The organism is Leifsonia sp. NPDC080035 (assembly GCF_040050925.1).
Classification (GTDB): domain Bacteria; phylum Actinomycetota; class Actinomycetes; order Actinomycetales; family Microbacteriaceae; genus Leifsonia.
The window spans coordinates 2,029,331-2,056,216 of sequence record NZ_CP157390.1; the positions used below are offsets into that span (position 1 = coordinate 2,029,331).

Annotated in this window: 28 protein-coding genes and 1 tRNA gene; 17 read left to right on the top strand and 12 right to left on the bottom strand. The window is 71.2% G+C overall.

All coding sequences use genetic code 11. The annotated features are described in order from the left end of the window. Positions 1–22: 22 nt before the first annotated feature. The gene (locus tag AAME72_RS09980) at positions 23–439 is read right to left on the bottom strand and encodes a metalloregulator ArsR/SmtB family transcription factor (RefSeq protein WP_348790087.1); all 417 of its coding nucleotides are present in this window, start codon (positions 437–439) and stop codon (positions 23–25) included. A 67-nt stretch (positions 440–506) separates the two neighbouring features. Between AAME72_RS09980 and AAME72_RS09985 the strand changes: the two genes are divergently transcribed. Together AAME72_RS09985 and AAME72_RS09990 are read left to right on the top strand one after the other, a co-directional pair. Beyond that, positions 507–1,943, top strand: coding sequence for a potassium transporter TrkG (locus AAME72_RS09985; RefSeq protein WP_348790088.1), 1,437 nt, complete (start codon positions 507–509; stop codon positions 1,941–1,943). Next, positions 1,936–2,607, top strand: coding sequence for a TrkA family potassium uptake protein (locus tag AAME72_RS09990; RefSeq protein WP_348790089.1), 672 nt, complete (start codon positions 1,936–1,938; stop codon positions 2,605–2,607). The genes AAME72_RS09985 and AAME72_RS09990 overlap by 8 nt, the downstream gene beginning before the upstream one ends. A gap of 3 nt (positions 2,608–2,610) precedes the next feature. On the opposite strand, the gene AAME72_RS09995 is transcribed toward AAME72_RS09990, so the two are convergent. The 3 genes from AAME72_RS09995 to AAME72_RS10005 are packed head-to-tail and all read right to left on the bottom strand — an operon-like array spanning position 2,611 to position 4,424. Further along, positions 2,611–3,312: a GntR family transcriptional regulator gene (locus tag AAME72_RS09995; protein ID WP_348790090.1), complete on the bottom strand. Its 702-nt coding sequence runs from the start codon at positions 3,310–3,312 to the stop codon at positions 2,611–2,613. Continuing rightward, the gene (locus tag AAME72_RS10000; protein WP_348790091.1) at positions 3,312–3,992 is read right to left on the bottom strand and encodes a GntR family transcriptional regulator; all 681 of its coding nucleotides are present in this window, start codon (positions 3,990–3,992) and stop codon (positions 3,312–3,314) included. The genes AAME72_RS09995 and AAME72_RS10000 overlap by 1 nt, the downstream gene beginning before the upstream one ends. A gap of 45 nt (positions 3,993–4,037) precedes the next feature. Further along, on the bottom strand, positions 4,038–4,424 hold the full coding sequence (locus AAME72_RS10005; RefSeq protein WP_348790092.1) for an SHOCT domain-containing protein: 387 nt from the start codon (positions 4,422–4,424) through the stop codon (positions 4,038–4,040). A 182-nt stretch (positions 4,425–4,606) separates the two neighbouring features. On the opposite strand from AAME72_RS10005, the gene AAME72_RS10010 reads away from it, so the two are divergent. Next, positions 4,607–5,461 (top strand): polyphosphate kinase 2 family protein, encoded by an 855-nt coding sequence (locus AAME72_RS10010; RefSeq protein WP_348790093.1) that lies wholly within the window; start codon positions 4,607–4,609, stop codon positions 5,459–5,461. 22 nt (positions 5,462–5,483) lie between these two features. Here AAME72_RS10010 and AAME72_RS10015 read toward each other — a convergent pair whose 3' ends face one another. Then, positions 5,484–6,752 (bottom strand): isochorismate synthase, encoded by a 1,269-nt coding sequence (locus AAME72_RS10015; RefSeq protein WP_348790094.1) that lies wholly within the window; start codon positions 6,750–6,752, stop codon positions 5,484–5,486. 123 nt (positions 6,753–6,875) lie between these two features. On the opposite strand from AAME72_RS10015, the gene AAME72_RS10020 reads away from it, so the two are divergent. The 4 genes from AAME72_RS10020 to AAME72_RS10035 are packed head-to-tail and all read left to right on the top strand — an operon-like array spanning position 6,876 to position 11,460. Then, entirely contained in the window at positions 6,876–7,928 is a 1,053-nt protein-coding gene (locus AAME72_RS10020) for a demethylmenaquinone methyltransferase (RefSeq protein ID WP_348790095.1), read from the top strand. Then, complete coding sequence (locus AAME72_RS10025) at positions 7,928–9,007, top strand: polyprenyl synthetase family protein (RefSeq protein WP_348786421.1); 1,080 nt, start codon at positions 7,928–7,930, stop codon at positions 9,005–9,007. Before AAME72_RS10020 ends, AAME72_RS10025 begins: the two co-directional genes overlap by 1 nt. Before the next feature lie 16 nt (positions 9,008–9,023). Beyond that, positions 9,024–10,406: an FAD-dependent oxidoreductase gene (locus AAME72_RS10030; protein WP_348786422.1), complete on the top strand. Its 1,383-nt coding sequence runs from the start codon at positions 9,024–9,026 to the stop codon at positions 10,404–10,406. Positions 10,407–10,443: 37 nt separating this feature from the next. Further along, complete coding sequence (locus tag AAME72_RS10035) at positions 10,444–11,460, top strand: alpha/beta hydrolase (RefSeq protein ID WP_348786423.1); 1,017 nt, start codon at positions 10,444–10,446, stop codon at positions 11,458–11,460. On the opposite strand, the gene AAME72_RS10040 is transcribed toward AAME72_RS10035, so the two are convergent. Beyond that, on the bottom strand, positions 11,447–11,935 hold the full coding sequence (locus tag AAME72_RS10040; RefSeq protein ID WP_348786424.1) for a YajQ family cyclic di-GMP-binding protein: 489 nt from the start codon (positions 11,933–11,935) through the stop codon (positions 11,447–11,449). The two genes, AAME72_RS10035 and AAME72_RS10040, sit on opposite strands and share 14 nt — an antisense overlap. Positions 11,936–12,042: 107 nt before the next feature. Here AAME72_RS10040 and AAME72_RS10045 point away from each other — a divergent pair, with 107 nt between their 5' ends. Further along, positions 12,043–13,236, top strand: a complete 1,194-nt coding sequence (locus AAME72_RS10045) for an FAD-dependent oxidoreductase (protein ID WP_348786425.1) — start codon at positions 12,043–12,045, stop codon at positions 13,234–13,236. Then, the gene (locus AAME72_RS10050; RefSeq protein WP_348786426.1) at positions 13,233–14,129 is read left to right on the top strand and encodes an RNA polymerase sigma-70 factor; all 897 of its coding nucleotides are present in this window, start codon (positions 13,233–13,235) and stop codon (positions 14,127–14,129) included. The genes AAME72_RS10045 and AAME72_RS10050 overlap by 4 nt, the downstream gene beginning before the upstream one ends. Before the next feature lie 24 nt (positions 14,130–14,153). Here the strand turns inward: AAME72_RS10050 and AAME72_RS10055 are convergent, their stop codons facing one another. From AAME72_RS10055 to AAME72_RS10065, 3 genes are read right to left on the bottom strand one after another with little or no spacing between them, the layout of a single operon-like run. Further along, on the bottom strand, positions 14,154–14,987 hold the full coding sequence (locus tag AAME72_RS10055) for a carbohydrate ABC transporter permease (protein WP_348786427.1): 834 nt from the start codon (positions 14,985–14,987) through the stop codon (positions 14,154–14,156). Then, complete coding sequence (locus tag AAME72_RS10060) at positions 14,980–15,918, bottom strand: sugar ABC transporter permease (RefSeq protein ID WP_348786428.1); 939 nt, start codon at positions 15,916–15,918, stop codon at positions 14,980–14,982. Before AAME72_RS10060 ends, AAME72_RS10055 begins: the two co-directional genes overlap by 8 nt. Further along, a complete protein-coding gene (locus AAME72_RS10065) occupies positions 15,915–17,240 on the bottom strand; it encodes a sugar ABC transporter substrate-binding protein (protein WP_348786429.1) in 1,326 nt (441 codons plus the stop codon). Before AAME72_RS10065 ends, AAME72_RS10060 begins: the two co-directional genes overlap by 4 nt. A gap of 162 nt (positions 17,241–17,402) precedes the next feature. Between AAME72_RS10065 and AAME72_RS10070 the strand changes: the two genes are divergently transcribed. The 5 genes from AAME72_RS10070 to AAME72_RS10090 all read left to right on the top strand — a co-directional run bounded on the left by AAME72_RS10070 (position 17,403) and on the right by AAME72_RS10090 (position 22,150). Beyond that, positions 17,403–18,824 carry an LLM class flavin-dependent oxidoreductase gene (locus AAME72_RS10070; RefSeq protein ID WP_348786430.1) on the top strand — a complete coding sequence of 474 codons (1,422 nt, stop codon included), beginning with the start codon at positions 17,403–17,405 and terminating at the stop codon, positions 18,822–18,824. Next, positions 18,821–20,029 (top strand): acyl-CoA dehydrogenase family protein, encoded by a 1,209-nt coding sequence (locus AAME72_RS10075; protein WP_348786431.1) that lies wholly within the window; start codon positions 18,821–18,823, stop codon positions 20,027–20,029. Before AAME72_RS10070 ends, AAME72_RS10075 begins: the two co-directional genes overlap by 4 nt. Positions 20,030–20,040: 11 nt before the next feature. Next, the gene (locus AAME72_RS10080) at positions 20,041–21,267 is read left to right on the top strand and encodes an acyl-CoA dehydrogenase family protein (protein ID WP_348786432.1); all 1,227 of its coding nucleotides are present in this window, start codon (positions 20,041–20,043) and stop codon (positions 21,265–21,267) included. A gap of 264 nt (positions 21,268–21,531) precedes the next feature. After that, on the top strand, positions 21,532–21,747 hold the full coding sequence (locus tag AAME72_RS10085) for a DUF2283 domain-containing protein (RefSeq protein WP_348786433.1): 216 nt from the start codon (positions 21,532–21,534) through the stop codon (positions 21,745–21,747). 82 nt (positions 21,748–21,829) lie between these two features. After that, on the top strand, positions 21,830–22,150 hold the full coding sequence (locus tag AAME72_RS10090) for a helix-turn-helix transcriptional regulator (protein WP_348786434.1): 321 nt from the start codon (positions 21,830–21,832) through the stop codon (positions 22,148–22,150). Between the two features lie 115 nt (positions 22,151–22,265). Here the strand turns inward: AAME72_RS10090 and AAME72_RS10095 are convergent, their stop codons facing one another. After that, positions 22,266–22,883, bottom strand: coding sequence for an ATP-dependent Clp protease proteolytic subunit (locus tag AAME72_RS10095; RefSeq protein ID WP_348790113.1), 618 nt, complete (start codon positions 22,881–22,883; stop codon positions 22,266–22,268). A 105-nt stretch (positions 22,884–22,988) separates the two neighbouring features. Between AAME72_RS10095 and AAME72_RS10100 the strand changes: the two genes are divergently transcribed. Next, a tRNA-Tyr gene (locus AAME72_RS10100) sits at positions 22,989–23,073 on the top strand. On the opposite strand, the gene rox is transcribed toward AAME72_RS10100, so the two are convergent. After that, positions 23,061–24,530 (bottom strand): rifampin monooxygenase, encoded by a 1,470-nt coding sequence (rox, locus tag AAME72_RS10105; protein ID WP_348790114.1) that lies wholly within the window; start codon positions 24,528–24,530, stop codon positions 23,061–23,063. The two genes, AAME72_RS10100 and rox, sit on opposite strands and share 13 nt — an antisense overlap. 142 nt (positions 24,531–24,672) lie before the next feature. Then, positions 24,673–25,023, bottom strand: a complete 351-nt coding sequence (locus AAME72_RS10110; RefSeq protein ID WP_348786435.1) for a hypothetical protein — start codon at positions 25,021–25,023, stop codon at positions 24,673–24,675. Positions 25,024–25,116: 93 nt separating this feature from the next. On the opposite strand from AAME72_RS10110, the gene AAME72_RS10115 reads away from it, so the two are divergent. After that, positions 25,117–25,929, top strand: coding sequence for an inositol monophosphatase family protein (locus tag AAME72_RS10115; protein WP_348786436.1), 813 nt, complete (start codon positions 25,117–25,119; stop codon positions 25,927–25,929). 49 nt (positions 25,930–25,978) lie between these two features. Then, a complete protein-coding gene (locus AAME72_RS10120; protein WP_348786437.1) occupies positions 25,979–26,839 on the top strand; it encodes a M23 family metallopeptidase in 861 nt (286 codons plus the stop codon). The last annotated feature ends 47 nt before the right edge of the window (positions 26,840–26,886 follow it).

Sequence of the window (26,886 nt, forward strand, 5' to 3'; positions counted from 1 at the left end):
AGAGGCCGCGCGGGCGCGTGCGCTAGTCGCGCCGCCACTTCTTCGGCGTCACACGCTCCACACGGCGCCGGGTGTCGGCGAGCACCTTACCGACCGTGCTCGCGAACTCGCGAGTCTCCTCCGCGAGCTGGGCGGTGATCGCGGACGCGTCGATGTCGGATGCGGTGAACGGGATGACCCAGTCCTCCACCGCCTCCAGCGGCGTCGGGTCGAGCCGGTAGTAGCGGTGCTGGCCCTCCTCGCGGACCGCGACCAGGGACGCCTCGCGCAGCACCTTCAGATGCTTCGAAACCGTCGGCTGGCTGAGCTCGAGCCGCGCCACGATCTCCGAGACCGAGATCTCGCCGACCGACTGCGAATCATCCGAGTTGCGGTCGAGCAGCACTTTGAGGATGTCGCGCCGGGTCGGGTCGGCGATCACGTCGAAGATGTCGGCCATTCCACCAGGCTAGTCGTCCGGGTGTCGGAGTACCATGTCCGAAGCTGTCGGTGGGAGGGAACGGACGATGCGCGCGACGCAGGCGGCCCGCAGTGGCACCTCCACGACCGGAGGACGGGTCAGGACGGCGATCAACGGCTTCGCCCAGCGCAGCCCGTCACGGTTCGCCATCCTGGTGTTCACGCTGCTCATCCTCGTGTTCACGCTGCTCTTCTCGCTGCCGATCGCGTCCTCGTCCGGCCGGGTGACGCCGCTCGCCGACTCGCTGTTCACCGCCGTCTCGGTGATCTGCGTCACCGGGCTCTCGACCGTGGACATGGCTACGCACTGGTCGGTGTTCGGGCACATCCTTGTCTACCTCGGCGTGCAGATCGGCGCCGTCGGCGTGCTCACCATGGCGAGCATCCTCGGCCTCGTCATCTCCCGCCGGCTCGGCCTGCGGGCCAAGCTCATCGCCGCGAGCGACAGCAACCCGCTGCGCATCCACGCCGGCCCGGTGGCGGAGGGCCAGGCCGTGCGGCTCGGCGAGGTCGGCAAGCTGCTCGCCACGGTCGCGATCAGCATGGTCGTGATCGAGGGTCTCGTCGCCGCCCTGCTGCTCCCGCGGATGCTCGTTGCGGGGATGAGCTTCGGCTCGTCCCTCTGGGAGAGCGTCTACTACTCCGCGATGGCCTTCACCAACACCGGGTTCGCTCCGAACACCGAGGGGCTCACCCCGTTCGCCGACGACGTCTGGTTCCTCGGCGCGCTGATGATCGGCGTCTTCCTCGGCGCGATCGGCTTCCCGGTCATCCTGGCCATCGCCTCGAACCTGCGGAAGAAGCGCCGGCGCTGGTCGATCCACGTGAAGCTGACGCTGCTGATGTCGGTGATCCTGCTGGTGGCCGGCACGATCCTCTACATCGTGCTCGAGTACGACAACCCGAAGACCTTCGGGCGGCTGGATGCGGGACACACCGTGTTCCAGTCGCTGTTCCTGTCGACGATGGCGCGCTCCGGCGGCTTCTCGACGATCAACATCGACGACCTGCATGGCTCCAGCCTGCTCGTGACCGACATGCTGATGTTCATTGGCGGAGGCTCCGCATCCACCGCGGGCGGCATCAAGGTGACGACGCTCGCCGTCCTGTTCCTCGCCGCCGTCGCAGAGGCGCGCGGCGTGGAGTCGATGGATGCGTTCAAACGCCGCATCCCGATCGATGTGCTGCGGCTGTCGGTCGCCGTCGCGCTGTGGGGCGCGACGATCGTGGCGGTGTCCAGCATCCTCATCCTGCAGATCACGAAGGCGCCGCTGGACCACGTGCTGTTCGACGTGATCTCGGCGTTCGCCACGTGCGGGCTCTCCACCGGCCTCACGGAACGGTTGCCGGACGCCGGCGTCTACGTGCTGGCCGCCACGATGTTCTGCGGCCGCGTTGGTACAGTGACTCTCGCTGCCGCGCTGGCCCAGAGCCAGCGCAAGCAGCTGTACCAGAACCCCGAGGAGAGGCCGCTCGTTGGTTGACCGGATCAAGCACAACGCCCCCGTCCTGGTGATCGGCCTCGGCCGGTTCGGGGCAGCGACAGCCGGCCAGCTGGACCGCCTGAACCGCGAGGTGCTGGCGATCGACACGGACGCCGGGCTCGTGCAGAAGTGGGCCGACCGCGTCACCCACACCGTGCAGGCCGACGCGCGCTCCATCGAGACGCTGCGTCAGATCGGCGCGGAGGACTTCTCCATCGCGGTGGTCGCCGTCGGATCGTCCATCGAGGCGAGCGTGCTCATCACGGCGAACCTGGTGGATCTGCGCATCCCGCAGATCTGGGCGAAGGCGATCTCGCAGTCGCACGGCAAGATCCTGGAGCGCATCGGCGCGAACCACGTGATCTACCCGGAGGCGGAGGCCGGCGAGCGCGTGGCGCACCTGGTCTCGGGCAGGATGCTCGACTTCATCGAGTTCGACGACGACTTCGCGCTCGTGAAGATGTACCCGCCGAAGCCGATCCGCGGGCTGAACCTCACCGAGTCGGGCGTGCGGTCGAAGTACAACATCACGGTCGTCGGCGTGAAGAGCCCCGGCAAGCCCTTCACCTACGCGACGGCGGAGACCGTGGTGTCCAACCACGATCTCATCATCGTCTCCGGCAGCTCCGGCGACATCGAACGCTTCGCGGCGCTCGACGCCTGAGCGTCAGACGACCGGGGACTCCTCGATCTCCGCGTCCGAGCGGCGGTAGTCGGAGAGGAACTGGTCGAGCGTCGGCGCGTAGAGCGCGTGGACGAGCTCGGCCGCCTTCTCGCCGTCGTGCGCCTTCGCCGCCTCGAGGATCTCGCCGAGGCGCCCTGCCAGGTCGTCCGCGCCGAACGGCTTCTCCCAGACCGACACGTAGCGCAGCAGCTGCGGGCCGAGGCTCTCGCTCACGGCGAGCAGGACCCGGTTGCCGCTTCCCCGCTCGAACTCGAGGAAGAAGGCGTTGAACGAGCGTCCGAGCTGGGGCAGGTCGGCCGACTTGGCGGCCTTCCTGAGCTCCTTGAGCGCCTTGTCCATGCGGCCGAGGGCGGCGCTGTCCAGCTGCGGGACGGCCGTGCGCGCCGCCTGCTCGTGCAGCAGGCCGGTGGAGTAGATCGCCTCGTCGATCGCGCGCAGGTCGATGGGCGCCACGCGGGTGTACCGGTTCGGCGCCATCTCCACCAGGCCGATGTCGGCGAGCTTCATCAGGGCTTCGCGGATCGGCGTGCGGGAGACGCCGAGCCACGCGGTGAGCTTGTCGTCGAGGAGCGTCTCGCCCGGCTCCAGGGTGCCGTCGATGATGCCCTCGTAGAGGCGGTTGTAGACGACGTCGCGCAGCAGCCGGCGCTCGACCGGAGCGGAGTCCTTGACGGGAAGCGGCATCAGGCGGTCCTCTCCAGGGCTGCGAACTCGTCGGCGACGGCGACGAGGCCGGTGTTCCAGTAGTCGTCGACCGCGCGCGCGGCCCGCCCGGCGTCGCCGGCGTCCACCGCGTCGACCAGTGCGGCGACGGCGGGTGCCGCCTTCTCGAACGCGGCGGCCGACGGTGCCGCGAGGAGCGCGCGGCGCACCTCCGGCAGGTGCCGCGCCAACAGCCGCGCGAGCGACCTGTTGTCCAGACGGCGGACGAAGACGCCCAGGAGCGCCTCGGTGATGAACGCGTCGTTGGCGCGCGCCGCGCCGTCCTTCGCGCGGGCCACCGCGTCCGCGGCGGACCGCAGGGTCTTCGCGTCCTGCTCCGTCAGCAGCGGCGTCGCGTCGCGCACCGTGCCGTGCAGCAGGGTCGCGACGGTGGCGACGAGCTCGCGGAGCCGCGCGGGGTCGATCGGGGTGACGCGGGTGCGCTTCTGCGGCATGATCTCGACCAGCCCCATCGCCGCGAGCTGGTTCAGGGCCTCGCGGACGGGGGTGCGGGAGACGCCGACCCACTTCTCGATCTCGGCGTCGTACAGCTGCTCACCGGGAGTGAGGTCGCCGTCGACGATGGCGTCGAGGAGGCGCTGGAACACCTCGTCGCGGATGAGCCGTCGCGGGCTGACGGCCTCGGTAACGGGTACAGGCATACATGAATGTTACATCCGGCACCCGGGCGCAGGGCCAGAGCCGCGTCAGAAGCGCTCGCCCAGCGCCTTCGCTTTCAGCGCGTCGAACTCGTTCTGGTTGATCACCCCGGAGTCCAGGAGCCGCTTGGCCTGATCGATGTCAGCGGCCGGATTCGCGGACGGCGTCGGGTGGGTGTAGTAGTCGGTGTCCTCCGGCACGGTCCTCCGGTCGCGCTGGTTGCGCTCGGCCATGCCACGGCCGCGCGCGATCAGGTACACGAGCGCGGTGAGGAAGGGCACGAAGATGAGGAAGATCACCCAGACCGCCTTCCACCACCCGTTCAGCTTCTCGTCGCGGAACAGGTCGACGAGGATCGTGAACAGCACCATCAGATAGGCGACGAAGGCGAACGCCCAGAAGATCAGCCAGATGAAGCTCCAGAAACTGTTCACTGCGGACTCCTTTGCGTCACGGTGCGCTCACGCTAGTGCCGGGCGGCCCATTGTGGCTAGACGTGTGATTCCGTTCGTTTTGGTGAACGGGCGGCGACTCCTGCGGGTTCCCTGCGACGGTGCCGCTCACGTCGCGCGCCGGGCGGTCGTACGATGAGGCGACCTGCGAGCGAGGAGGCGGAGTGGGACGAGAGGGCTATTGGGCGACGGACCCGGACGAGCTGCTGAGGGTCGGCAAGAAGTTCCGGCTCGAGGAGCGACCGACCGATGGGACGCCAGGATTCGACGGCGACAAGGCGGACGGCGAGAAGGCGCTCGCCGAGGGCGCCGGCATCCTGGCCGAGCTGCAGGAACAACTCTTCGCGGTGGGGACGGCCGGCGACACCCGCAGCGTGCTGCTGGTGCTGCAGGCGATGGACACGGCGGGCAAGGGCGGGATCGTCACGCACGTGATCGGCCAGATGAACCCGGACGGCGTGCGCTACAGCGGGTTCAAGAAGCCGACGGAGGAGGAGCTGGCCCATGATTTCCTCTGGCGCGTCTGGCGACAGGTCCCCGCGGCGGGGCAGGTGGGCGTCTTCGACCGCTCGCACTACGAGGACGTGCTGATCGGCCGGGTGCGGCAGCTGGCGCGTCCCGAGGAGATCGAGCGGCGCTACGACGCCATCAACGCGTTCGAGAAGGAGCTCACCGAGGGCGGCACCACGATCGTGAAGGTGATGCTGCATCTCGGCAAGGACGAGCAGAAGGACCGCCTCGCCGACCGGCTGGAGCGCCCGGACAAGCACTGGAAGTACAACCCGGGCGACGTCGACGAACGTCTGCTCTGGGACCAGTACCAGGCCGCGTACCAGCTGGTGTTCGAGCGGACGTCGACGCCGTACGCGCCGTGGTTCGTCGTCCCGGCCGACCGCAAGTGGTACGCGCGGCTCGCAGTGCAGCACCTGCTCATCCACGCGCTGGAGGACCTGGACCTCGAATGGCCCGCCGCCGACTACGACGTGGAGGTCGAGAAGGCGCGGCTGGCCGGGTCCTGACGGCGGGAGGCCGGCGCCGGCGTCAACCGAAGGCCTCGACGATCGGACGGAACTTCATCACCGTCTCCGCGAGCTCCCGCTCGGGATCGGAGTCCGCCACGATGCCGGCGCCAGCAAAGGCGGTGAGGTCGCCGCCCTCCGCGAGCTGGGCGCAGCGCAGGGCGATGGCCCACTCGCCGTCGCCGTCGCCGCCGACCCAGCCGACGGGACCGGCGTACCGGCCCCGGTCGAAGGGCTCCAGCTCGCGGATGAGCGCGACGGCATCCCGTGTCGGCGTGCCGGCGACCGCGGCGGTCGGGTGCAGGGCGTCGGCCAGGTCGAGCGAGCTCGCGCCGTCGCTGAGGGTCCCCGCGATGTCCGTGGCGAGGTGCCAGAGGTTGGGCAGCTTGAGGGTGAACGGCAGGTCGCTCGCGGCAAGGTCGGCGCTGTGCGGGCGCAGTGCATCCAGCACGCTCGCCACGGCGAAGCGGTGCTCGTCCTGGTCCTTGGTGGAGGCGGCGAGAGCGATCGCGGCGTCATTGTCGGAAGCGGCGTCGCGGCCGCGCGAGATGGTGCCGGCGAGCACGCGAGCCGTGACCGTGCCGTGGTGGACGCGGACCAGCGTCTCCGGCGAGGAACCGACAAGGCCGTCGACCGCGAAGGTCCAGCAGTCGGGGTAGCCGAGCGCGAGCTCCACGAGGGCGCGTCGGACGTCCGACTCGGCGGGGAGATGCGCGGTCAGTTCGCGCGCGAGGACGACCTTGGACAGGTCGTGCTCGCGGATCCGCTCGACGGCGGACGCCACGGCCGAGCGGTAGCCGTCCTTGCCGAGCGACCCGGGGAGCAGCGTGAGCCGGTACTCGTCGCCGAAGGCAGTGGGACGCGGCAGTGCGGTCGTCGCAGCATCGAGGTCATCCGTCCGGCGGATGCGCGTGATCCAGCTGCGCCCGGCCCTGCGACCGAGCACGACCTCGGGGACGATCAGCGTGCTGGTGGCCGCGCTGTCGTCGGCGAACGCGAACGTGCCGAAGGCGACCAGGCCCGTGCCGGGTGTGTGCACATCGTCGCTCACGGTGGCGGCGGAGACCGTCTCGCGCCAGGCGGCGGACGCCTCGCGGATCCGATCGGGACCGGAGAACTCCAGCCGCAGCGCCTCGCCGATCCCCGCGATCCCCTCGCCCTTGCGGAGCCAGACCAGGGGCCGGCGGGAGTCGAGGAAGGGGATGAGCTGGCGGACGTCGTCGAGCGGCGTCGTCTCGACCGAGAGAGCCGTCACGCCCGTCGCCCTGCGGGTGGTCGAGGGTGCTGTCACCGGACCAGCCTACGCCCGGGATGCTGGGCGCCCGATGCGCGAGCGCTGGGGGTTCTCCTCGCGTGCGTCGCGCGCGGTCGCGCGAGAATGCGCGGCGAATGCGGGGCGGCCTAAGCTGGTGGGGTGAGTAAGGCCGACCTCAGCAAGCAGCCCGCCCAGGTCGCCGCCATGTTCGACGAGGTGTCGACCCATTACGACCGGACCAACACCGTCCTCTCGATGGGCAACGCGACCCTCTGGCGCGTGGCGACGACGCGAGCCGTCGGGCCGCGCGCCGGCGAGACCATCCTCGACGTCGCGGCGGGGACGGGCACCTCCAGCGCCTCCCTCGCGCGCAACGGCGCGAGCGTGGTGGCGGCGGACTTCTCCGAGGGGATGATCGAGGTGGGCCGCCGCAGGCAGGCCCACAACCCGTTCGTCAGCTTCGTGCAGGCGGACGCGACGGCGCTGCCGTTCGACGACGACGCGTTCGACGCCGTCACCATCTCGTTCGGCCTGCGCAACATCGTCGACCCGCGCGCGGCGCTCGCCGAGTTCCTGCGCGTGCTGAAGCCAGGTGGCCGGGTCGTGATCTGCGAGTTCTCGCGGCCGACGCTGGCCCCGATCCGCGCCGGATACAGCGCCTACCTTCGTTACGGGATGCCGATCCTCGCCAAGGCGGCGAGCTCGAACCCGGCGGCGTACGAGTATCTGATGGAGTCCATCGAGGCGTGGCCGAGCCAGCCGGAGCTTGCAGCCTGGTTGCGCGAGGCCGGGTTCGAGCGGGTGGAGTGGCGCAACCTGACGGCCGGCATCGTTGCACTGCACCGCGCGTGGAAGCCGGAGCGGGTGGCGGTCGCGCCGGTGGCGCCCGCGGCGAAGCCCGCTGCCGCGGCGAAGTCGGCTGCCGCAGCGAAGCCCGCTGCCGCGAAGAAGCCGGCTGCGGCCGTGAAGCCCGCAGCGGCGAAGCCCGCCGCTGCCGCGAAACCTGCCGCTGCCGCGAAGCCCGCTGCCGCGAAGAAGCCCGCCGCTGCCGCGAAGCCTGCCGCCGCCAAGAAGCCTGCGAAGCCCGCCGCGCCGAAGGCGACGCCTGCGAAGCCCGCCGCGCCGAAGAAACCGGCCGCGCCGAAGCAGCCCGCAGGGCCCGCGAAACCGTCCGCGTCCCAGCCGTCCGCCGTCCCACCCGAGGGGGAGTAGTGCCACGCAGCGTTCCGGCTGTCCGACGTCCCGCGTCGCTGACCAGCCAGCTCGGCCTCACCGAGCGGATCTTCGCCAGCGGCGAGGACCGCAAGGTCGCCTCCGCCGTCGATGACGGTCTCGCGCTCGTCGAGGAGGCCCTGCACCAGCAGATGCGCTTCGCCGACAACCTCGCCGACGTCACCACCCGGTACCTCCTCGAGGCCGGCGGCAAGCGGGTGCGCCCGCTGCTCACGCTGCTGACCGCCCAGCTCGGCCGGGGCAACACCCCCGAGGTGCTGCAGGCGGCCCAGGCGGTCGAGATCACGCACCTCGCGTCGCTGTACCACGACGACGTGATGGACGACTCGCAGATGCGCCGCGGTGTCCCCACCGCCCAGTTCGTGTGGGGCAACTCGGTGGCCGTCCTCACCGGCGACCTGCTGTTCGCGCGGGCGAGCAAGCTGGTCTCCGCGCTCGGCGAGCGGGCCATCCAGCTGCAGGCGGACACGTTCGAGCGGCTCTGCCTCGGCCAGCTGCACGAGACCATCGGCCCGCAGGACGGCGAGGACCCGGTCGAGCACTACCTCCGCGTGCTGGAGGACAAGACCGGTTCGCTGATCGCCGTCGCCGCGCAGATGGGCGTCGTCTTCTCCGGAGCGGACAGCGCGTACGAGGAGCCGGTCGTCACCTTCGGCGAGAAGATCGGCGTCGCCTTCCAGCTCATCGACGACGTGATCGACCTGTCCTCGCAGGGCGTCGCCGAGACCGGGAAGCAGCCGGGCAACGACCTGCGCGCCGGTGTCGCGACCCTCCCCGTGCTGCGGCTGCGCGAGCGCGCAGCGACCGACGCCTCGGCGGCGGAACTGCTGGAACGCCTGGAGCGCGACGTGATGGGGTCCGCCGAGGACGGCGAGATCACCCCGGAGTCGACCGCGGCCATCGCGGCGCTGCGCGAGCACGAGGTCACCCAGCAGACGCTGGAGGAGGCCCACCGCTGGGCCCGCGAGGCCGTGGAGGCGCTCGCGCCGCTGCCAGACGGCCCGGTGAAGAAGGCACTGGTGCGGTTCGCCGACACCATCGTCGAACGTTCGAGCTGAGCGAAGGAATCAACGCATGACCAAACTCCGACTGGCCATCGTCGGGGCGGGACCCGCCGGGATCTACGCCGCCGACATCCTGCTGAAGGCGGAGCGCGGGTTCGACGTCTCGATCGACCTGTTCGAGCAGCTGCCGGCGCCGTACGGCCTGGTCCGCTACGGCGTCGCGCCGGACCACCCCCGCATCAAGGGCATCATCACCGCGCTGCGCGAGGTGCTCGACCGCGGCGACATCCGCATCTTCGGCAACGTCACGTACGGCACAGACATCACGCTGGACGACCTGAAGCGGCACTACAACGCGGTCATCTTCGCGACCGGAGCCGTGCACGACGCCGACCTCGACATCCCCGGCATCGACCTCGGCGGCTCCTACGGCGCCGCCGACTTCGTCAGCTGGTTCGACGGCCACCCGGACGTGCCGCGCACCTGGCCGCTGGAGGCACAGTCGGTCGCCGTCATCGGCAACGGCAATGTCGCGCTCGACGTCTCCCGCATCCTCGCCAAGCACGCCGACGATCTGCTGCCCACCGAGATCCCGGACAACGTCTACGAGATCCTCAAGAGCTCGCCGGTCACCGACGTGCACGTGTTCGGACGCAGGGGACCGGCGCAGGTGAAGTTCACCCCGCTCGAGCTCCGCGAGCTCGGCGAGCTGCGGGACGTTGACATGATCCTCTACGACGAGGACTTCGACTACGACGAGCAGTCGAAGGACGCGATCGCCAGCAACAAGCAGGTCATGGTGATCGACCGCGTGCTGCAGCAGTGGCGGAAGCGCGAGGTCGGGCAGGCGTCGCGCCGGCTGCACCTGCACTTCTACGCCAAGCCGCTCGAGGTCGTCGGGGATGAGGATGGCAACGTCCGGGCCTTCCGCTACGAGCGCACCGCGCCGGACGGCGAGGGCGGCGTGCGCGGAACCGGCGAGATCCGCGAGGTGGAGATCCAGGCGCTGTACCGCGCCGTCGGCTACTTCGGGTCGCCGCTGCCGGGCATCCCCTTCGACAAGAAGCACGGCGTCATCCCCAACCACGAGGGCCAGGTGCTGCGCAAGGAGGACAACGAGCGCATGTACGGCGTGTACGCGACCGGGTGGATCAAGCGCGGCCCGGTGGGCCTGATCGGTCACACCAAGTCGGACGCGATGGAGACCATCAAGCACGTCATCAACGACCAGGGCAACTGGTGGGCGCCGGCCGACCCGTCGGAGGAGTCCGTCGTGCGACTGCTGGAGGAGCGCGGCGTCGAGTTCACGAACCTCGACGGCTGGCACAACCTCGACGCCCACGAGCAGCAGCTGGGCGCGGAGCGCGGGCGGGCACGCATCAAGGTCGTGCCGAGGGACGAGATGGTCCGGGTGTCCAACGGCACGCCGGTGGAGGTCCCGGCGGCGGAGTGACCTCCCGGGCGCGCCGGTCGTCTGGCACGCTGGTGCCATGACGCGCGCGCACGACTGGCGGCCGGACATCCTCGGCGACGGCTTCGAGCAGCTGACCCTGCCGCTGGCGGCGGACGCCGAGGGCGATGTCGTCGCCACGCTCGTCCGCTACGCGCCGGGGCCGCACCTGGGCGACCTGCTGCGCGTCGGCGCGCATCCCGCCGCAGACACCGACGTGCTCTACGTGCACGGCTGGTCGGACTACTTCTTCCAGACCGAGCTCGCCCGGTTCTGGCACGACGCAGGTGCGCGCTTCCACGCGCTCGACCTGCGCAAGTACGGCAGGAGCCTCCGGAAGGGGCAGACGCCCGGCTACGTCAGCGACCTGGCCACGTACGACGAGGACATCGAGGCCGCGCTCGCGGCGATCGGGCACGGCGAGGCCGATCGGGGGTCCGCCCGCTCGCGCCGGCTCGTCCTCGTTGGTCACTCGACCGGCGGGCTGACGCTGAGCCTCTGGGCCGACCGGCATCGCGGGCGCGCCGACGCGCTCGTCCTGAACAGTCCGTGGCTCGAGTTCCAGGCGCATTCGGTCGGCCGCGCGGCGCTCGGGCCGCTCGTCGACCTGCAGGCGCGGATCGACCCGAAGGCGGCGATGCCGAACGTCGACCTCGGCTTCTACACGCGCTCGGTCTCGAAGACGATGGACGGCGAGTGGGACTACGACCTGGCGTGGCGTCCCGTGCGCGGCTTCCGCGTGTACCCCGCGTGGCTCACGGCGATCCTCGCCGGGCACACCCGCGTCGCGGCCGGCCTGCACATCGACGCGCCGGTGCTCACGCTGCTGTCGTCGGCGTCGACGCTGCTGCCGTACTGGACGCCGGACATGCTGAAGTCGGACGTCGTGCTCGTGGTGCAGGACATCGCCGTGCGGGCGCTGGGCCTCGCGCCGACGGTGACCGTCGCGCGCGTCCAGGAGGCCCTGCACGACGTCTTCCTGTCGCCGCCGTCGGTGCGGGCGGCCGCCTACGCGCAGCTGACGCTCTGGCTCCGCGGCGCCCTCAGCGGAAGTTGACGAACTGGAGCGCGACGTCGAGGTCCGCGCCCTTGAGCAGGGCCATCGTCGCCTGGAGGTCGTCGCGGCTCTTCGAGCTCACGCGGAGCTCGTCGCCCTGGATCTGCGACTTGACCGACTTCGGCGCCTCGTCGCGGATGAGCTTGTTGATCTTCTTGGCGGCGTCCTGCTCGATGCCGTTCTTCAGGCCGATCTCGATGCGGAACTCCTTGCCGGAGGCGTACGGGTCGCCGGCGTCCAACGACTTGAGCGTGATGCCGCGTTTGATCATCTTCGACTCGAGCACCTCGAGGACCGCCTTCACGCGCTCCTCGGTGTTCGCCTTGAGCAGGATCTTCTCGCCGCTCCACTCGACCGACGCCCCGACGTTCTTGAAGTCGTAGCGCTGGTCCACCTCTTTGCGGGCCTGGTTGACGGCGTTGTCCGCCTCCATCTTGTCGACCTTGCTGACGACGTCGAACGAGGAGTCTGCCACGGTTCCGTTCCTTCCCTAGCGGTTGTCGTCCCAGTCTACGAGCGCGGGTGTCACAGGCGGGGCCGCGGCGGTGTCTGGTGTTGTGAAGCCGAGGAGAAGGAGAACTCATGGCACAGCACACCCGGGTCGTCGTGGTCGGCGGGGGATACGCGGGCGTCACGGCGGCGAACCGGCTCACGGGCGGGTCGGACGTGGACGTGACGGTGGTGAACCCGCGGCCGGTGTTCGTGGAGCGCATCCGGCTGCACCAGCTGGTGGGAGGGTCGGACGACGCCGTCGTCGACTTCGACGACGTGCTGGCGGACGGGGTGCGGCTCGTCGTCGACACCGTCGAGACGATCGATGCGGCCGGCCGCACGCTGCGGCTCGCCTCCGGCACCACGCTGGACTACGACTACCTGGTGTACGCGGCGGGCAGCCACGGACGGGTCGGCGACGTGCCTGGCGCGGCCGAGCACGCGCATCCCATCGCCGAGCTCGCGGACGCCGAGCGGCTGCGCGCGGCGCTGCGGAGCGCGGACGCGGGCACGGGCGCGGCCGTGACGGTCGTCGGATCGGGACCGGCCGGGATCGAGACGGCCGCCGAGCTCGGCGAGAACGGCATCCCGGTCACCCTGTTCTGCGGCGGTCAGCTCGGCCCGTACCTGCACCCGAGCGGCCGGAGGGTCGTGGCCAAGCGGCTCGCGCAACTGGGGGTGAGTGTCGTGGACGGGCCCGGCTCGCGCGTCGTCGCGGTGCGGGCGGACGCGGTGGAGCTCGCCGACGGCCGCTCCGTGCCAAGCGACGTGACCATCTGGACGACGGGGTTCGGCGTCCCGGATCTCGCCCGGCGCAGCGGGCTCAGCGTCGACGCGGCCGGCCGGCTGCTCACCGACGAGTCGCTGACCAGCGTGGACGACGACCGCATCGTCGCCGCCGGCGACTCGGCCGCGCCCTCCGGCGTTCCGTTGCGGATGAGCTGCCAGGCCGCGGAACCTCTCGGCGGCCACGCGGCGGACACGGTCCTGCGGCGCATCGCGGGCGAGCGGCCCGCCCCCCTTGTCATGGGCTTCTTCGGGGAGTGCATCAGCCTCGGCCGCCGGCACGGCATCTTCCAGTTCGCGCACAAGGACGACACGGCCATCCGATTCCACGTCTCCGGCCGCGCGGGGGCGGCGCTGAAGGCGTTCGTGTGCTGGGGGACGGTGAAGCAGCTGGAGATCGAGGCGAAGCATCCCGGCCGGCTGCGGCTGCCCGCCTCGTTCGCGGATCCGGCCCGACGCCGTATGCTCGCGACAGCGGAACAGGGGGTGCGGGGATGACCGACGGCGGAACCGACGCGGCGACGGCGGTGTTCGTCGCGCACCGCAACCTGCTGTTCACGGTCGCGTACGAGATGCTCGGCCAGGCGGCGGACGCGGAGGACGTCCTGCAGGAGACCTGGCTGCGCTGGGTGCGCGTCGACCGCAGCCAGGTGCGGGACGAGCGCGCGTACCTGGTGAGGATCGCCACCCGCCTCGCGCTCAACCGGCTGCGCGACGTGAAGCGCCGGCGCGAGTCCTACATCGGTCCATGGCTGCCCGAGCCGCTGCTGACCGCGCCGGACGTCGCCGACGACGTCGAGCTGGCGGACAGCGTGTCGATCGCGCTCATGGTCGTGCTGGAGACGCTCGGGCCGACCGAGCGCGCCGTCTTCGTGCTGCGGGAGGTGTTCGGGTTCGGCTTCGACGAGATCGCGGCGGCGGTCGACAAGACGCCGGCGGCAGTTCGGCAGATCGCGCACCGGGCCCGCGAGCACGTGGAGGCGAGGCGTCCGCGCGTCACGGTGGCGCCGGCGGAGGTGCGGGCGGCCCTCGAGACGTTCAAGGCCGCGGTCGAGAGCGGCGACGTGCAGGCGATCCTCGACGTGCTCGCCCCCGACGTCGTGCTCATCAGCGACGGCGGCGGCGTGAAGCAGGCGGCGCTGCGGCCCATCCTCGGCGCGGACAAGGTGTCGCGGTTCATCATCGGCGGCCTGCGCAAGGGCGGGGCGGACGTCGACGCGGTCGCCTCCGAGGTCAACGGCAACCCCGCGCTGGTGTTCACACTCGGCGGCGAGCTCGACGGCGTCCTGACGGCGAACGTGCAGGACGGCCGCATCACCGGCCTCTACTTCGTCCGCAACCCGCACAAGCTCACGCGCGTCGGAGAGGAGACCGAACTCGCCCGCCGGTGAGCACACGACCGCGCCGGCGGGCCCTCAGCGGGCGCTGCCCGCGGTCAGCCCGGAGACCAGCCGTCGCTGCAGCAACGCGGCGGCGGCGAAGACCGGGATGAGCCCGATGACCGACGCGGCGGCGAGCTTGCCGTAGTCGGTGATCCGTTCCCCGAGCATCAGGGTCAGCACGACCGGCAGGGTCTGCGAATCCGGTGACTGGGTGAGGAAGGCCGCGAGCAGGAACTCGTTGTAGTTCAGCACCGCCACGATGATCCCGACCGCCACGAGTGCGGGCGTGAGGAGCGGCGCGACGACGCTGAACAGCACCCGGAAGGATCCCGCGCCGTCCAGCTGCGCCGCCTCGTCGAGCTCGGCGGGCACGCGCCGGGTGAACCCCTCCAGCAGCCACACGGCCACGGCTACGTTGGCCAGGGCGTAGACGAGCGTGAGGCCGGGCAGGGTGTTGTTCAGCGACAGCGTCCTCAGCAGGGTGAACAGCGGGATGACCGCCACGATCGGGGGCAGCAGCCAGGGGCTCAGGACGGTCGCGGCGAGCGTCCTCCCGCCCGCCCGGTAGCGGGTGATCGCCCACGACGCGGGCAGCGCGATGGCAAGGGTCAGCAGCGCTCCGCCGAGCGCGGCGACGAGGGAGTTGCCGATGCCCTGCAGCAGGCCGCCCGCCAGGGCGTTCGACCAGTTCGCCGGCTGGGGATGCGCGGGCAGCACGAGCCCCGCGCCCACATCCGCCCGCGACATGAACGAGACGGACACCAGGTAGGCGATCGGGATCAGCGTCCCGGCGAGCACCAGCGCCAGCACGACGACGGCGGCGGCCGGGCGACGCGCCCGGGTCCCGGTGAGCAGGCGGTCAGTCACGGTGGAGCCTCCGGGCGATGAGGATGACGGGAAGGGTCACGACCGTGACCACGACCGCGAGCAGGAGGGTGATGGTGGAGGCGCGGCCCAGGTCGAACTGCTGCAGCGCCGCCTGGTAGATGAGGTAGGCGGGAACGCTGGTCGAGGTCCCCGGTCCGCCCGAGGTGAGCACGAACACCAGGTCGAAGACCTTGAACGCGAGCACAAGGCGCACCAGGAATGCCGCGGCGATCGTCCCCGCGATCGCGGGAAGTGTGATGCTGCAGAAGAACCGGAAGCCGTGCGCGCCGTCCAGGGCGGCGGCCTCGGCGACCGACCGGTCCTGGCCGAGGAGCGCCGCGAACACGAGCAGCGCGATCAGCGGGGTCCACTCCCACACGTCGGCGACGCCGATCCCGGCGAGGGCCGATGCGGGGGAGGACAGCACGGCGACGGGGTCGCCGCGCCGGCCGAGGGCCGAGAGGACGGTGCCGAGCAGACCGCCGGACGGGTTGAAGATCAGCTTCCACAGCACCCCGACGATGACGGGCGGAGTGATGAGCGGAAGGAGCAGCAGGGTCCGCACGAGGGATCCGCGCGTCGTCGCCGAGCGCAGGGCGAGCGCGGTCACAACGCCGAGCGCCACAGACACCACTGTCACGACCACGGCGTAGCCGATGTTCCGCAGCAGCGACGCGGTCACGTCCGTGTCGGTGAGCACCTCCGCGAAGTTGGCGGTGCCGACCCACGCCTGCAGCGGTCTGCCGAGCGAGGACTGGGAGAACGCGGTCAGCACGATGAACACGAGCGGGTAGGCGCCGAGCACGACGGTCGCCAGCACGGTCGGCGCGACCATCGCACGGCGCGGCCAGGCGCCGCCCGCCCGGCCGCGTGCGCCGGAGCGCGCCGCGGGCCGGGGGACGGCGCCGGTGGCGAGGGTGGCCTCGGTCACTTCAGGATGCTCTCCCACTTGGCCTGGATGGCGTCCATCGTCTGCTTCGCCGAGCCGCCCTGGCCGGCGAGCAGTTTGGCGAGTCCGTCGGTGAGCACCTGGGCCAGTTCGGTCGCGTGCGGCCCGGTCGGCCAGGCGAGCGTGCCGGTGAGGGTGGCGCGGTTCACCGTCTGGATCTCCGGGAAGTCCTTGCCGTAGGTCGCATCCTCGAGCGAGCTCTTGCGGTTCGGGTCGATGCCGGTCGGCGGGGAGGCGACGAGCAGCTGCGCGTTGACCTTCGACGAGGTCGCGAACGCGATGAACGCCTTCGCCAGGTCGGTCTTCTTCGTGTTCGCCGTGATCACCCACGTGAACCCGGCGACCAGCGAGGCGCGCGACGTGGTGTTCGAACCGCCGACCGGAAGGGTGACGACGCCCCACTTGCCGGCGACCTTCGAGTCGCTCGTCGCATCCTCGGAGCGCACACCGAGGTCCGTCCAGTTTTCGATGAAGCCGACCTTGCCGGCGAACCAGGCGCTGTTGCCCGCGCCGAAGTCCGTCTCGGCCGGAGTCGGGAGCGCGTACTTGTCGACGTCCACCAGCGCCTGCGCGGCCTGGACGGCCGCCTCGGAGTCGAGGGCAGGACGTCCCTTGTCGTCCAGGAACTCTCCGCCGAAGCCGGCGAGGCGGTTCGCATAGCTCGCGCCGAGGATGAGCGGGGACTTCTGGCCGAAGACCGCAGCCCCGTAGACACCCTTCGATGACTCGTTCGCCGTGATCGTCTTCACGTCCTCGAGGTATTCGTCCCAGGTCTTCGGCGGGTTCGCGATCCCGTTCCTCGCGAGGATCTCCTTGTTGTAGAACAGCACGTGCGTGTCGCCGTCGAACGGCAGGCCGTAGCGCTTGTCGCCGACCTTGCTGTACGCGTCGTAGATCGACGGGATGAAGTCGGACGTGTCGAGCGATGCGTCGTCCTTGATCCAGCTCGTGAGGTCCTGGATGGCGCCATCGGCCGCCAGGTCGCCGAGCGACACATACCAGGGCGCGGCGGCGTCGATGGTGTTCGCCCCCGACTGCTGGTCGAGCGCGATCTTCGACCCGATCTCGTCGTAAGGGACGATGACCGGCTTGATGGTGGCGCCGGTCTCCTTCTTGAACTCGGCGGCGAGCCACTTGGCCGCGCCTTCGTGCGACGAGATCATCTCGACGGTCAGGGTCTGTCCGGCGAACTTCTTGTCGCCGGAGGCGGTGGACGCGCCGGATCCGCCCGCGCAGCCGGTGAGGGCGAGCGCCGTGGCGGCGATGGCGGCGACGGCGGCCGCGAGCGGTCGTCGGGATGTCATGGGGGGCTCCTGGTGTTCGGGTGCGGGATGGGGTGCAAGGGTCTGCACGGTAGGGGTGCGGAGGCGGAGCGGGCAACCGAATGTGACGCTGTGAGTCGTCGCCGCAACGGGGCGTCACACTCGCTGGGCCGGCGCGGTCGTGGCCGCTAGAGTCCGGCACCTATGGCTGCACGAATCATCCTCAACGCGTTCGACATGAGCTGCGTCACCCACCAGGCGCCGGGCCTGTGGCGCCACCCCGACAACCAGGCGCACCGCTACACCGACCTCGACTACTGGACAGACCTCGCGGTCACGCTCGAGCGCGGCGGGTTCGATGCGCTGTTCCTCGCCGACGTGCTCGGCGTCTACGACGTGTACCGAGACTCCGCCGCCCCGGCACTGCTCGACGCGGCGCAGATCCCACTCGGCGACCCGATCGGCCAGATCAGCGCGATGGCCGCCGTCACGCAGCGGCTCGGCTTCGGTGTGACGGTGGCGACCACGTACGAGCAGCCGTACCTGCTCGCCCGCCGCTTCTCCACCCTCGACCACCTGACGAAGGGCCGGATCGGGTGGAACGTCGTGACGTCGTACCTCGACTCCGCCGCCCGCAATCTCGGTCTCGACACGCAGATCGGGCACGACGACCGCTACGGGATCGCCGAGGAGTTCCTCGACGTCGTCTACAAGCTCTGGGAGGGGTCGTGGGAGGACGACGCGGTCGTCCGCGACCGCGAGGCGGGCGTGTTCACCGACCCGGCGAAGGTGCATCCCATCGGTCACGACGGCGCGTTCTTCCGCGTTCCCGGCATCCACCTCGCCGAGCCGAGCCCGCAGCGCACGCCCGTCGTCTTCCAGGCCGGCGCCTCGTCGCGCGGGCGGGAGTTCGCCGCCCGGCACGGTGAGGCGATCTTCATCAACGGACTCACCCCGGAGCTCACCAGGAAGGCCACCGACGACATCCGCGACCGCGCCGAGCGCCTCGGGCGCCCGCGGGACACGGTCAAGATCCTCACGCTCGCGACGGTGGTGGTCGCGCCCACCGACGAGGAGGCGCAGGCCAAGCTGGCCGAGTACCGCGGCTACGTCTCCACCGAGGGCGCCCTCGCCCTCTACGGCGGCTGGTCCGGCCTCGACCTCGCCGACCATCCCATCGACGAGCCGTTGAAGTACATCGACACCGACGCCGCGCGCTCGGCGCTGTCGATCTTCACGATCGCCGACCCGACGCGCAGCTGGACCGCGCGGGACATCGCCGAGTACGTCGGAATCGGCGGTATCGGTCCCGTGATCGTCGGAAGCCCCGCCACGGTCGCCGATGAGCTGGAGCGCTGGGTCGAGGTCGGCGGTGTCGACGGCTTCAACCTCGCCTATGTCGTGACTCCCGGCAGCTTCGAGGAGTTCGTCGAGCTCGTCGTCCCGGAGCTGCGCGCGAGGGGACGACTCGACGACCAGCCGGGCACGACGCTGCGCGGCCGCCTGAACGGCACAGGGGACGCGGTCGTCCCCTCCTGGCACCCCGCGCACGCCTACCGCGGCGCGTTCACCGATGGACCGAGCGCCGCGGACGCCCGCGAGCGCGAGACGGAAGGAGCGGCATGACCCGCAGTCACTGGACCGGCACCGCAGACGTGGCCGAGCTGGAGCGCTGGGAGGCGGTGGCCGCGCAGGTCGCCGAGACCCTCGCCGCCGACGCGCTGGAGCGTGACCGCGCGAACCAGGACCCGCACGCCGAGCTGCAGCTGCTCCGCGACGCCGGCCTGGTGAACCTGCTCGACCCGGCCGAGTTCGGCGGGGGAGGCGCGCACTGGCAGACGGCGTTCCGCGTGGTCCGCGTGCTCGCCCGCGCCGACGCGTCCGTCGCCCAGGTGCTCGCGTACCACTACATCAACTCCGGCAACATCGGCTTCGCCGTGGACTTCGCGAAGCAGCCCGACCTGTACCGGCGCACCGTCGCCGGCCGCTGGGTGTGGGGCGACTCCGTGAACCCTGTCGACCCGGACCTCGCGCTCACTCCGCACCCGGACGGCGGGTTCCGGCTGGACGGCACCAAGCGGTTCTCGACCGGGGCGTCCGTGGGGGACGTCGTACTGGCCGCCGGGACGATCCGCGGCGGGGACAGGGACGGGACGCCCGTGTTCGTCCTGCTCGACCACGACCGGGCGGGAATCCGTTACCACGGCGACTGGGACGCGCTCGGCCAGCGGCTGTCCGCCAGCGGCTCCGTCACGTTCGACGGCGTGCGGGTGGCGGAGGAGGACATCCTCGGCGAACTCACCGACGAGCCGTTCTCGACGCTCATCACGCCGGGCATTCAGCTCGCGTTCGGCGATCTCTACCTGGGCGTCGCGCAGGGGGCGCTCGCCCGCGCCAGGGAGCTGACGCTCGCCAGGGCGAACTCGTGGTTCCTCTCTGGAGTCGAGCGCTACGCGGAGGACCCGTTCGTGCTGCGGGTGTTCGGCGAGCTGCTGTCGAAGGTGGATGCGGTGGAGGCGCTCGCCGACGCGGTCGGCCGCGAGTTCGACGCGGTGGTGGAGCTCGGCTCCGCGGTGACCGCAGAGGATCGTGGACGCCTCGCCCAGCGGATCGCGCGGCTGAAGGTGGTGTCGACGGAGGTCGCCATCGAGGTGACGACGCGCGTGTTCGAGGTCACCGGCTCCAGCTCCGCCAAGGCATCGGTCGGCCTGGACCTGTGGTGGCGCAACGTGCGCACGCACACCCTGCACGACCCGGTGGACTACAAGAAGCTCGAGGTCGGCGCCTACTACGTCAACGGCGACCTGCAGCCCATCTCCCTCTACACCTGAACGGAGCCACCATGACCGACACGACACTGCGCGCACCGGCAGGCGCCGCGGAGGCGCGGGAGCGCTTCGCGCCCATCCTGGAGCGGCTGGCCGAGGGAGCGTCCCGCCGCGAGCGCGAGCACGAGCTCCCGACCGAGGCGGTGCGCGAGCTCGCGGCGGCCGGGCTCGGCGCGCTGCGCCTCCCGGTCGAGCTCGGCGGCGCCGGGCTGAGCTTCGTCGAGCTCGGCGGGCTGCTCGTCGACCTCGCGGCGGCGGACTCCAACCTGCCGCAGATCTTCCGCGGGCACTTCGCGTTCGCGGAGGACCGACTGGTCGCGCCCGCCTCCGCCGACCGCGACACGTGGCTCGCGCGCTTCGCGGCGGGCGAGATCGTCGGCAACGCCTGGAGCGAGACCGGCGCCGTCGGGCTCGGCGAGTCGGGCACGCGCGTCCGCAGCAGCGCGGGCGGACCGCGCGTGGATGGCCGCAAGTACTACACGACGGGGAGCATCTACGCCGACTGGATCGACGCGACGGCGAAGGACGACGACGGCGCCGACGTGACCGTGCTGGTCCGCACCGGGCAGCCCGGCGTGGTGGTGAGCGACGACTGGGACGGCTTCGGGCAGCAGCTGACCGGCACCGGGACGGCCGTCTTCGACGACGCGGCGGCGGACCACGTGTATCCCTTCGCCGACCGGTTCCGCTACCAGACGGCGCTCTACCAGTGGACCCTGGTGACCGTGCTGGCGGGGATCGCGCAGGCGGTCGAGCGGGACGCCGGCGCCGCGCTTCGCGCCCGCAAGCGCGTGTACAGCCACGGCCTCGCGCCGTTCGCGAAGGACGACGGCCAGCTCCAGGCGGTCGTCGGAGAGATCTCCGCGGTGGCGTTCACGGCCCGCTCGCTCGTCCGCTCGGTAGGGGAGGCGCTGGATGCGGCGGCCTCGACCGCGGCGGAGCGCGGCAGCGCGGAGGACGACGCCGCGAACATCCGCGCGGAGATCGCCTCCGCGCAGGCGCAGGTCGTGCTGAGCCAGTCCGTCCCGCTCGCGGCGACGCGGCTCTTCGACACGCTCGGCGCCTCCGCCGTCAGCCGCGCGAGCGGGCTGGATCGGCACTGGCGGAACGCACGCACCGTCGCCTCCCACAATCCGTGGGTCTACAAGGCGCGGATCGTCGGCGACTGGAGCGTCAACGGCACCGTCCCGCCGTTCATCTGGCAGATCGGCGTCGACCGCGCCTCGGCGCCGACGACCTGACGGGTCGGTTCAGGCCGTCTCCGCCAGTTCGGCGTAGTACGTCACGTGGCAGCCATCACCTGCGCACTCGATGCACACGGTGATCTCCTCACTGCGCTGCACGGGGTCGGCACCCGTCCCGTCGCACCGTTCGCAAATCTCCAAGGTCCTCATGCCCTCGATTGTGCGCCCGACCACCGACACAATCGGAAGGAGGACGGGTGTGTCGCGAAGTGGTACGAGGGTCCGACGACATCCCGCGCGCCGATCCGTAGCGTGACGGGTATGCGCATCGTCTACGACCCGGAACTGGACATCGCGCACGTCGTGTTCGGCGATGCGGCGGCGCCGGGCGGGCGGCTGGCGACGGTGGGCGGCATCCCCGCAGGCAGCTATGTGGATGCGGAGTTCGACGCGGCGGGGCGGCTGGTCGGCTTCGAGGTGATCGGCGCGACGCGCGTGCTCCCGCCCGAGGTGCTCGCCGGGGCGGAGCCGGCGTGAGTCGGAGCCGCCGATTCTGCCGACAGCAGAATCGCGGAACCCGCCCCGCGCGGAACGCGGCCGCGCGGCTTAGGCTGCTGCCATGCTTCTGCGGCACGCGATGGGTTCCGTGCTCCGCCGGATCCGGACGGAGCGCGGTGCGACGCTGCGCCAGCTATCCGAGCGGTCGCGGATCAGCATCCCCTATCTCTCGGAGATCGAGCGGGGCCGCAAGGAGGCGTCGTCCGAGATCCTCGCGGCCCTCTGCCGCGTGCTCGATGTGACGGAGGGCGAGCTGCTCACCCTGGTCGCCGCCGAGTTCGCGGGCACGCCGGTGCTGAGCCTGCTGCCGGAGCGCGTCGTCGAGCCGCTGCACGAGGTGGCCGAGCCAGCGCGCCCCGGCGCGCTGCTGCTCGCCGCGTAGCCCCGCGCGAAGCCGCGTCGGAGTCCCGCTCGCTGCACATGTGGCGCACATGTCGGCTTCGGCTGCGCCAGAACCGACATGTGCGCCAAATGTGGCGGGGTCGACGGGGCCTCGGTCAGCGGTCGAGTGCGCGGGTGGTGTCGATGACCTGGTCGACGAAGCCGTAGTCGCGCGCCTGCTCCGCGGTGAACCAGCGGTCGCGGTCGCCGTCCTCGATGATCTGCTCGACCGGCCTGCCGGTCTGCTCGCTGGTCAGCTCCGCCATCTTGCGCTTGAAGTGCAGGATCTGTTTGGCCTGCGTCTGGATGTCCGCGCTGGTGCCGCCGAATCCCCCGTGCGGCTGGTGCATCACCACCGACGCGTTCGGCAGCGCGTACCGCTTGCCCTTCGTGCCCGACGACAGCAGGAACTGTCCCATCGAGGCTGCGAACCCCATCGCGACCGTCGCCACATCGGCGCGGACGAAGTTCATCGTGTCGTAGATGGCGAACCCGGCCGTCACCGAGCCGCCGGGGGAGTTGATGTAGAGGTAGATGTCGCGGTCGGAGGCGATCGAGTCGAGGAGCAGCAGCTGCGCGCAGATCTCCCCGGCGGAGTCGTCGTTCACCTCGCTGCCGAGGAACACGATCCGCTCCTCCAGGAGCCGCTGAACGGGTGAGGTCTTGTCCATGTCCATGCGCTCATGCTGCTCGCGCGGTCCCGCTCCCGTCTCGCGTTTCTGCCTCCCGCGAATTCGCCGCGGGCAGACGCATCGGCTCGATTTCGCGTGGACGCGCCCGCCGAGTATCCTTATCTGGCGCCTTCGGTCAGCAGCTGACTGGTGGTCGGAAGCGCGAATGGCGAGTTACCCAAGCGGCCAAAGGGATCTGACTGTAAATCAGCTGTCTACGACTTCGGGGGTTCGAATCCCTCACTCGCCACCATCGGAAGCCCGGACTCGTGTCCGGGCTTCTTCCGTTCCGAACCAGGTCGGGAGCGCGCGCTGCAGGTCCTCCTGCTCGGCGCCCATCCAGGCGACGTGGCCGTCCGGGCGGAGCAGCAGAGCGGGCGCACCGAGCCCGTCGAGCGCCGCGCCGACGTCGGTCACGCGGTCGACGCGGTCCGTCCATCCCGCGACCGACAGCGAGCCGGTGCCGTCGAGCAGCAGTCCGCGGCCCTCGTGCGTCCGGTCGTAGAGGCGGCCGGTCTCGAGGGCGACGTCCGGCATCCGCCTGCCGAGCAGGTCCGGCCCGTCGCCGAAGTCGTAGCGGATGCCCGTTCCGGTCACCTTCTCGGCGAGGAACCGGGCGACGTCCTCGAACTCCACGAGCTCCGTGAGCAGCCGGCGGACCGCCTGCGGCCCCGGCTCCGGCGAGATCAGCTCGCTCTGCGCGCGGGTGATCGTGAGCACGTCCTCGGCGGCGGGCCGGCGCTCGTCGGCGTAGCTGTCCAGGAGGCCCTCCGGCGCCCATCCCGAGACCTCCGCAGCCAGCTTCCAGCCCAGGTCGAACGCGTCCTGGATGCCGAGGTTCAGCCCCTGGCCGCCGAGCGGCGGATGGACGTGCGCCGCATCCCCGGCGAGGAAGATCCGGCCGACCCGGTAGCGCTCTGCGAGCCGCGTGGCGTCGGTGAAGCGCGAGAGCGACCGCGGCGAGTGGGCGCCGAAGTCGGTGCCGGCGTACGCGCGCAGCTGGGCCGTGAAGTCCTCCAGTGTCGGCGGTACGGTCCTGTCCTCCGCGACGGTCGCGGCGGGGACGACGGCGCGGAACAGGCCGCCCTCGGCCGGCCCGATGCCGAAGCCGCGGTGGGTCTTCCGGACCTCCGCGGACACCGCGGCGATCTCGTCGGCCGGTGCGGTCACCTGCACCTCGCCGAGCAGCCACTCCGTGGTCGCCGCCTCGCCGGGGAAGCCGACGCCGAGCGTGCGCCGGATCATGCTTCGCCCGCCGTCGCAGCCCACCAGCCACCGCGACCGCACGCGGGCGCCGTCCCCGAGTTCGACCGTGACGCCATCGTCGTCCTGCTCGAAACCGGTCACCTCCGCGCCGCGGCGGATCTCCGCGCCCAGCTCGGCCGCGCGCTCGGCGAGCAGCCGATCGGTCACCGGTTGGGGGAGCCCGAGCGTGTAGCCGTGGGCGGTGTCCAGCGTCACGGGCCGGCTGGGCGTCAGCCCGGCGAAGCTGCCGGTGACGGGATAGCGCGTGCCGAGCGCGAGGAAGCGGTCGAGCAGTCCGCGCTGGTCCAGGATCTCGAGGCTTCGCGCGTGCAGACCGAGCGAACGGACGAGGGGAGTGGGCTCGACATCCCGCTCCAGCACGAGCGTGCGCACGCCGTGGAGCCGAAGCTCGCTCGCCAGCATCATCCCCGTCGGTCCGCCTCCGACGATCGCGACGTCGAACATCTCGTCCTGCACCACAGCCTCCATCCCGGCGGGAATCCGCCCGCGACCAGCCATTCTGCACGAGCGGGAGGGCCTTGCCGCAAGCCCCGGGTCGTCCGGTATCCTGGAAATGCAGCGGGGAGACGCCCGCTGCTTCTTCTGTTCAGCCGCGGCTCGCCCGCTGCTCGCGACGCCGAGCCGCCGTCCCGCTGACGGCGATGCTCACGACTCCGGCGACGGCGAGGCCGTACGTGGTCAGGGTGAGGGCGTCGTCGCCGACCTGCGAGCGGACCGTTCCGGTGCCGTCCGCGCGCATCCACTCGCACACGCTCCCGATCGGCCACCACGTCCGGGTCTCGTGCACGCTTCCGCCGGCGTCGGTCGGGCGCGCCTCCGCGGGGACCGGGCCGTACCGCGAGCACGGGTTCTTCCAGGCGTAGCCGGCCTGGAGGACCGCGAAGAGCCCGGCGATGGCGAGCAGGGCGGCGCCGAACGCGATGAGAGCCCCCTTCATGCGGTCGACGGTATCGGCCAGGGCCGTACCCCGGCGTCCGTCGCGGGGATGACGTCGTGCGCGACACCGACTGCGGTCTGGGATGCTGGAGGCATGCCGTCCAACGCCGAGCTCCTCGAAATCGCCGCCACCGTCGCCCGCCGAGCCGCGGCGCTGGCCCTGCAGCGCAGGCGGGACGGGGTGGAGATCGCCGCGTCCAAGTCGACGCTCACCGACATCGTCACGAAGGCCGACCGGGAGGCGGAGGACCTCATCCGCGGCGCCATCGCCGCGGCGCGTCCGCGCGACGGCTTCCTCGGCGAGGAGTCGGAGGCCGAGCCGGGCAGCAGCGGCCTCACCTGGGTGGTCGACCCGATCGACGGGACCGTCAACTACTACTACGGCATTCCCGCGTACGCGGTGAGCGTCGCCGTGGTGGAGGGCGAGCCGGACCCGTCGACGTGGCGCACGCTCGCGGGCGCGGTGGTGAACCCGGAGCTCGGCGAGGTCTTCACCGCCTTCGAGGGCGGCGGGGCAGCGCTCAACGGACGGCCGCTGCGGGTGCACGAGGGTGTCGAACTGCCGCTGGCGCTCGTCGGCACCGGCTTCGGCTACGACGCCGAGGTGCGCAGGCGTCAGGCCGCGTTCGTGCACGAGCTGATCCCCCAGGTGCGGGATGTGCGCAGGATCGGCGCCGCATCCCTCGACCTCTGCAACGTCGCCGCCGGCCGGCTGGACGCGTACTACGAGCGTGGACTCAACCCGTGGGATCACGCCGCGGGCGCCCTCATCGCGAGGGAGGCAGGCGCCAGGGTCGGCGGCCTGGGGGATGCTCCCGCCGGCAAGCGTTTGATCCTCGCGGCGGAGCCGGGACTGTACGAACAGCTCGACCCGCTGGTCCAGCGGTACTACGCCGAGTGGGAGTGACGCGCCGCGGGATTGGTGCCGCGGTTATCAATTCGTTACATTAGGTCGGGTGCGCGCCGCAGAACCCCCGCAGACGCCTCTCACCCGCCGCGAACGGCGGCTCGCTGAAGAGGCCGCACGGCGCACCCGTCGGCGCGTGCTGCAGCGTCGCATCGAACGCGACCGCAGCGTCCGCGAGAGCGGGGTCCCCGAGCGCCGGTTCAGCCGCGGGGTGACCCTGATGGCGATGCTGTCCGTGCTCGGGATCGGCGTCGCGACCTCGGTGCCCGCGATGGCGCTGCTGACCGACGAGCAGGTGCGCGCGGGGCAGGCGGTGCACTTCTCCGGGCGGACGGCCACGGAGGGCGAGCTGCAGGCGCTCGACCAGGTGACACTGGACTCGTCGGCGGAGATCGTCCGCGACGCCGGTGCCGCCACCTCCGCCGAGAAGCTCGCCGCCATCCGCTCGATGCGGATCGCCGACACGTTCAGGAACGACCCGAACGGCGCCATCCAGTGGCCGTTCCCGGTCGGCGTCCCGATCTCGTCCGGGTTCGGGCCGCGGGTCGCGCCGACCGCCGGTGCGTCGACGAACCACCTCGGCGTCGACTTCACCCCCGGTGCCGGGGTGCCGATCCAGATCATCGCCGACGGCGTGGTGCGGGAGGTCGTCACCGGCGACAACGGCGGGTGCGGTGTGAACGTCACGATCGATCACATGATCGACGGGCGGCTGGTCAGCTCGAAGTACTGCCACATGCAGGTCGGCTCGGTTCAGGTGCGCGCCGGCCAGCGGGTGAAGGTGGCCGACATCGTGGGCCGGGTGGGGAACACCGGCGTCTCCACCGGAGCGCACCTGCACCTCGAGATCCGCCTGAACGGCACCGAGCCGGTGGACCCGTTCGCGTGGCTGCAGGCGAACGCCGCCTGAGTGGCCGCACATTCGTGCCGAATGCGGGTCATTCGTCGGGAATGAGC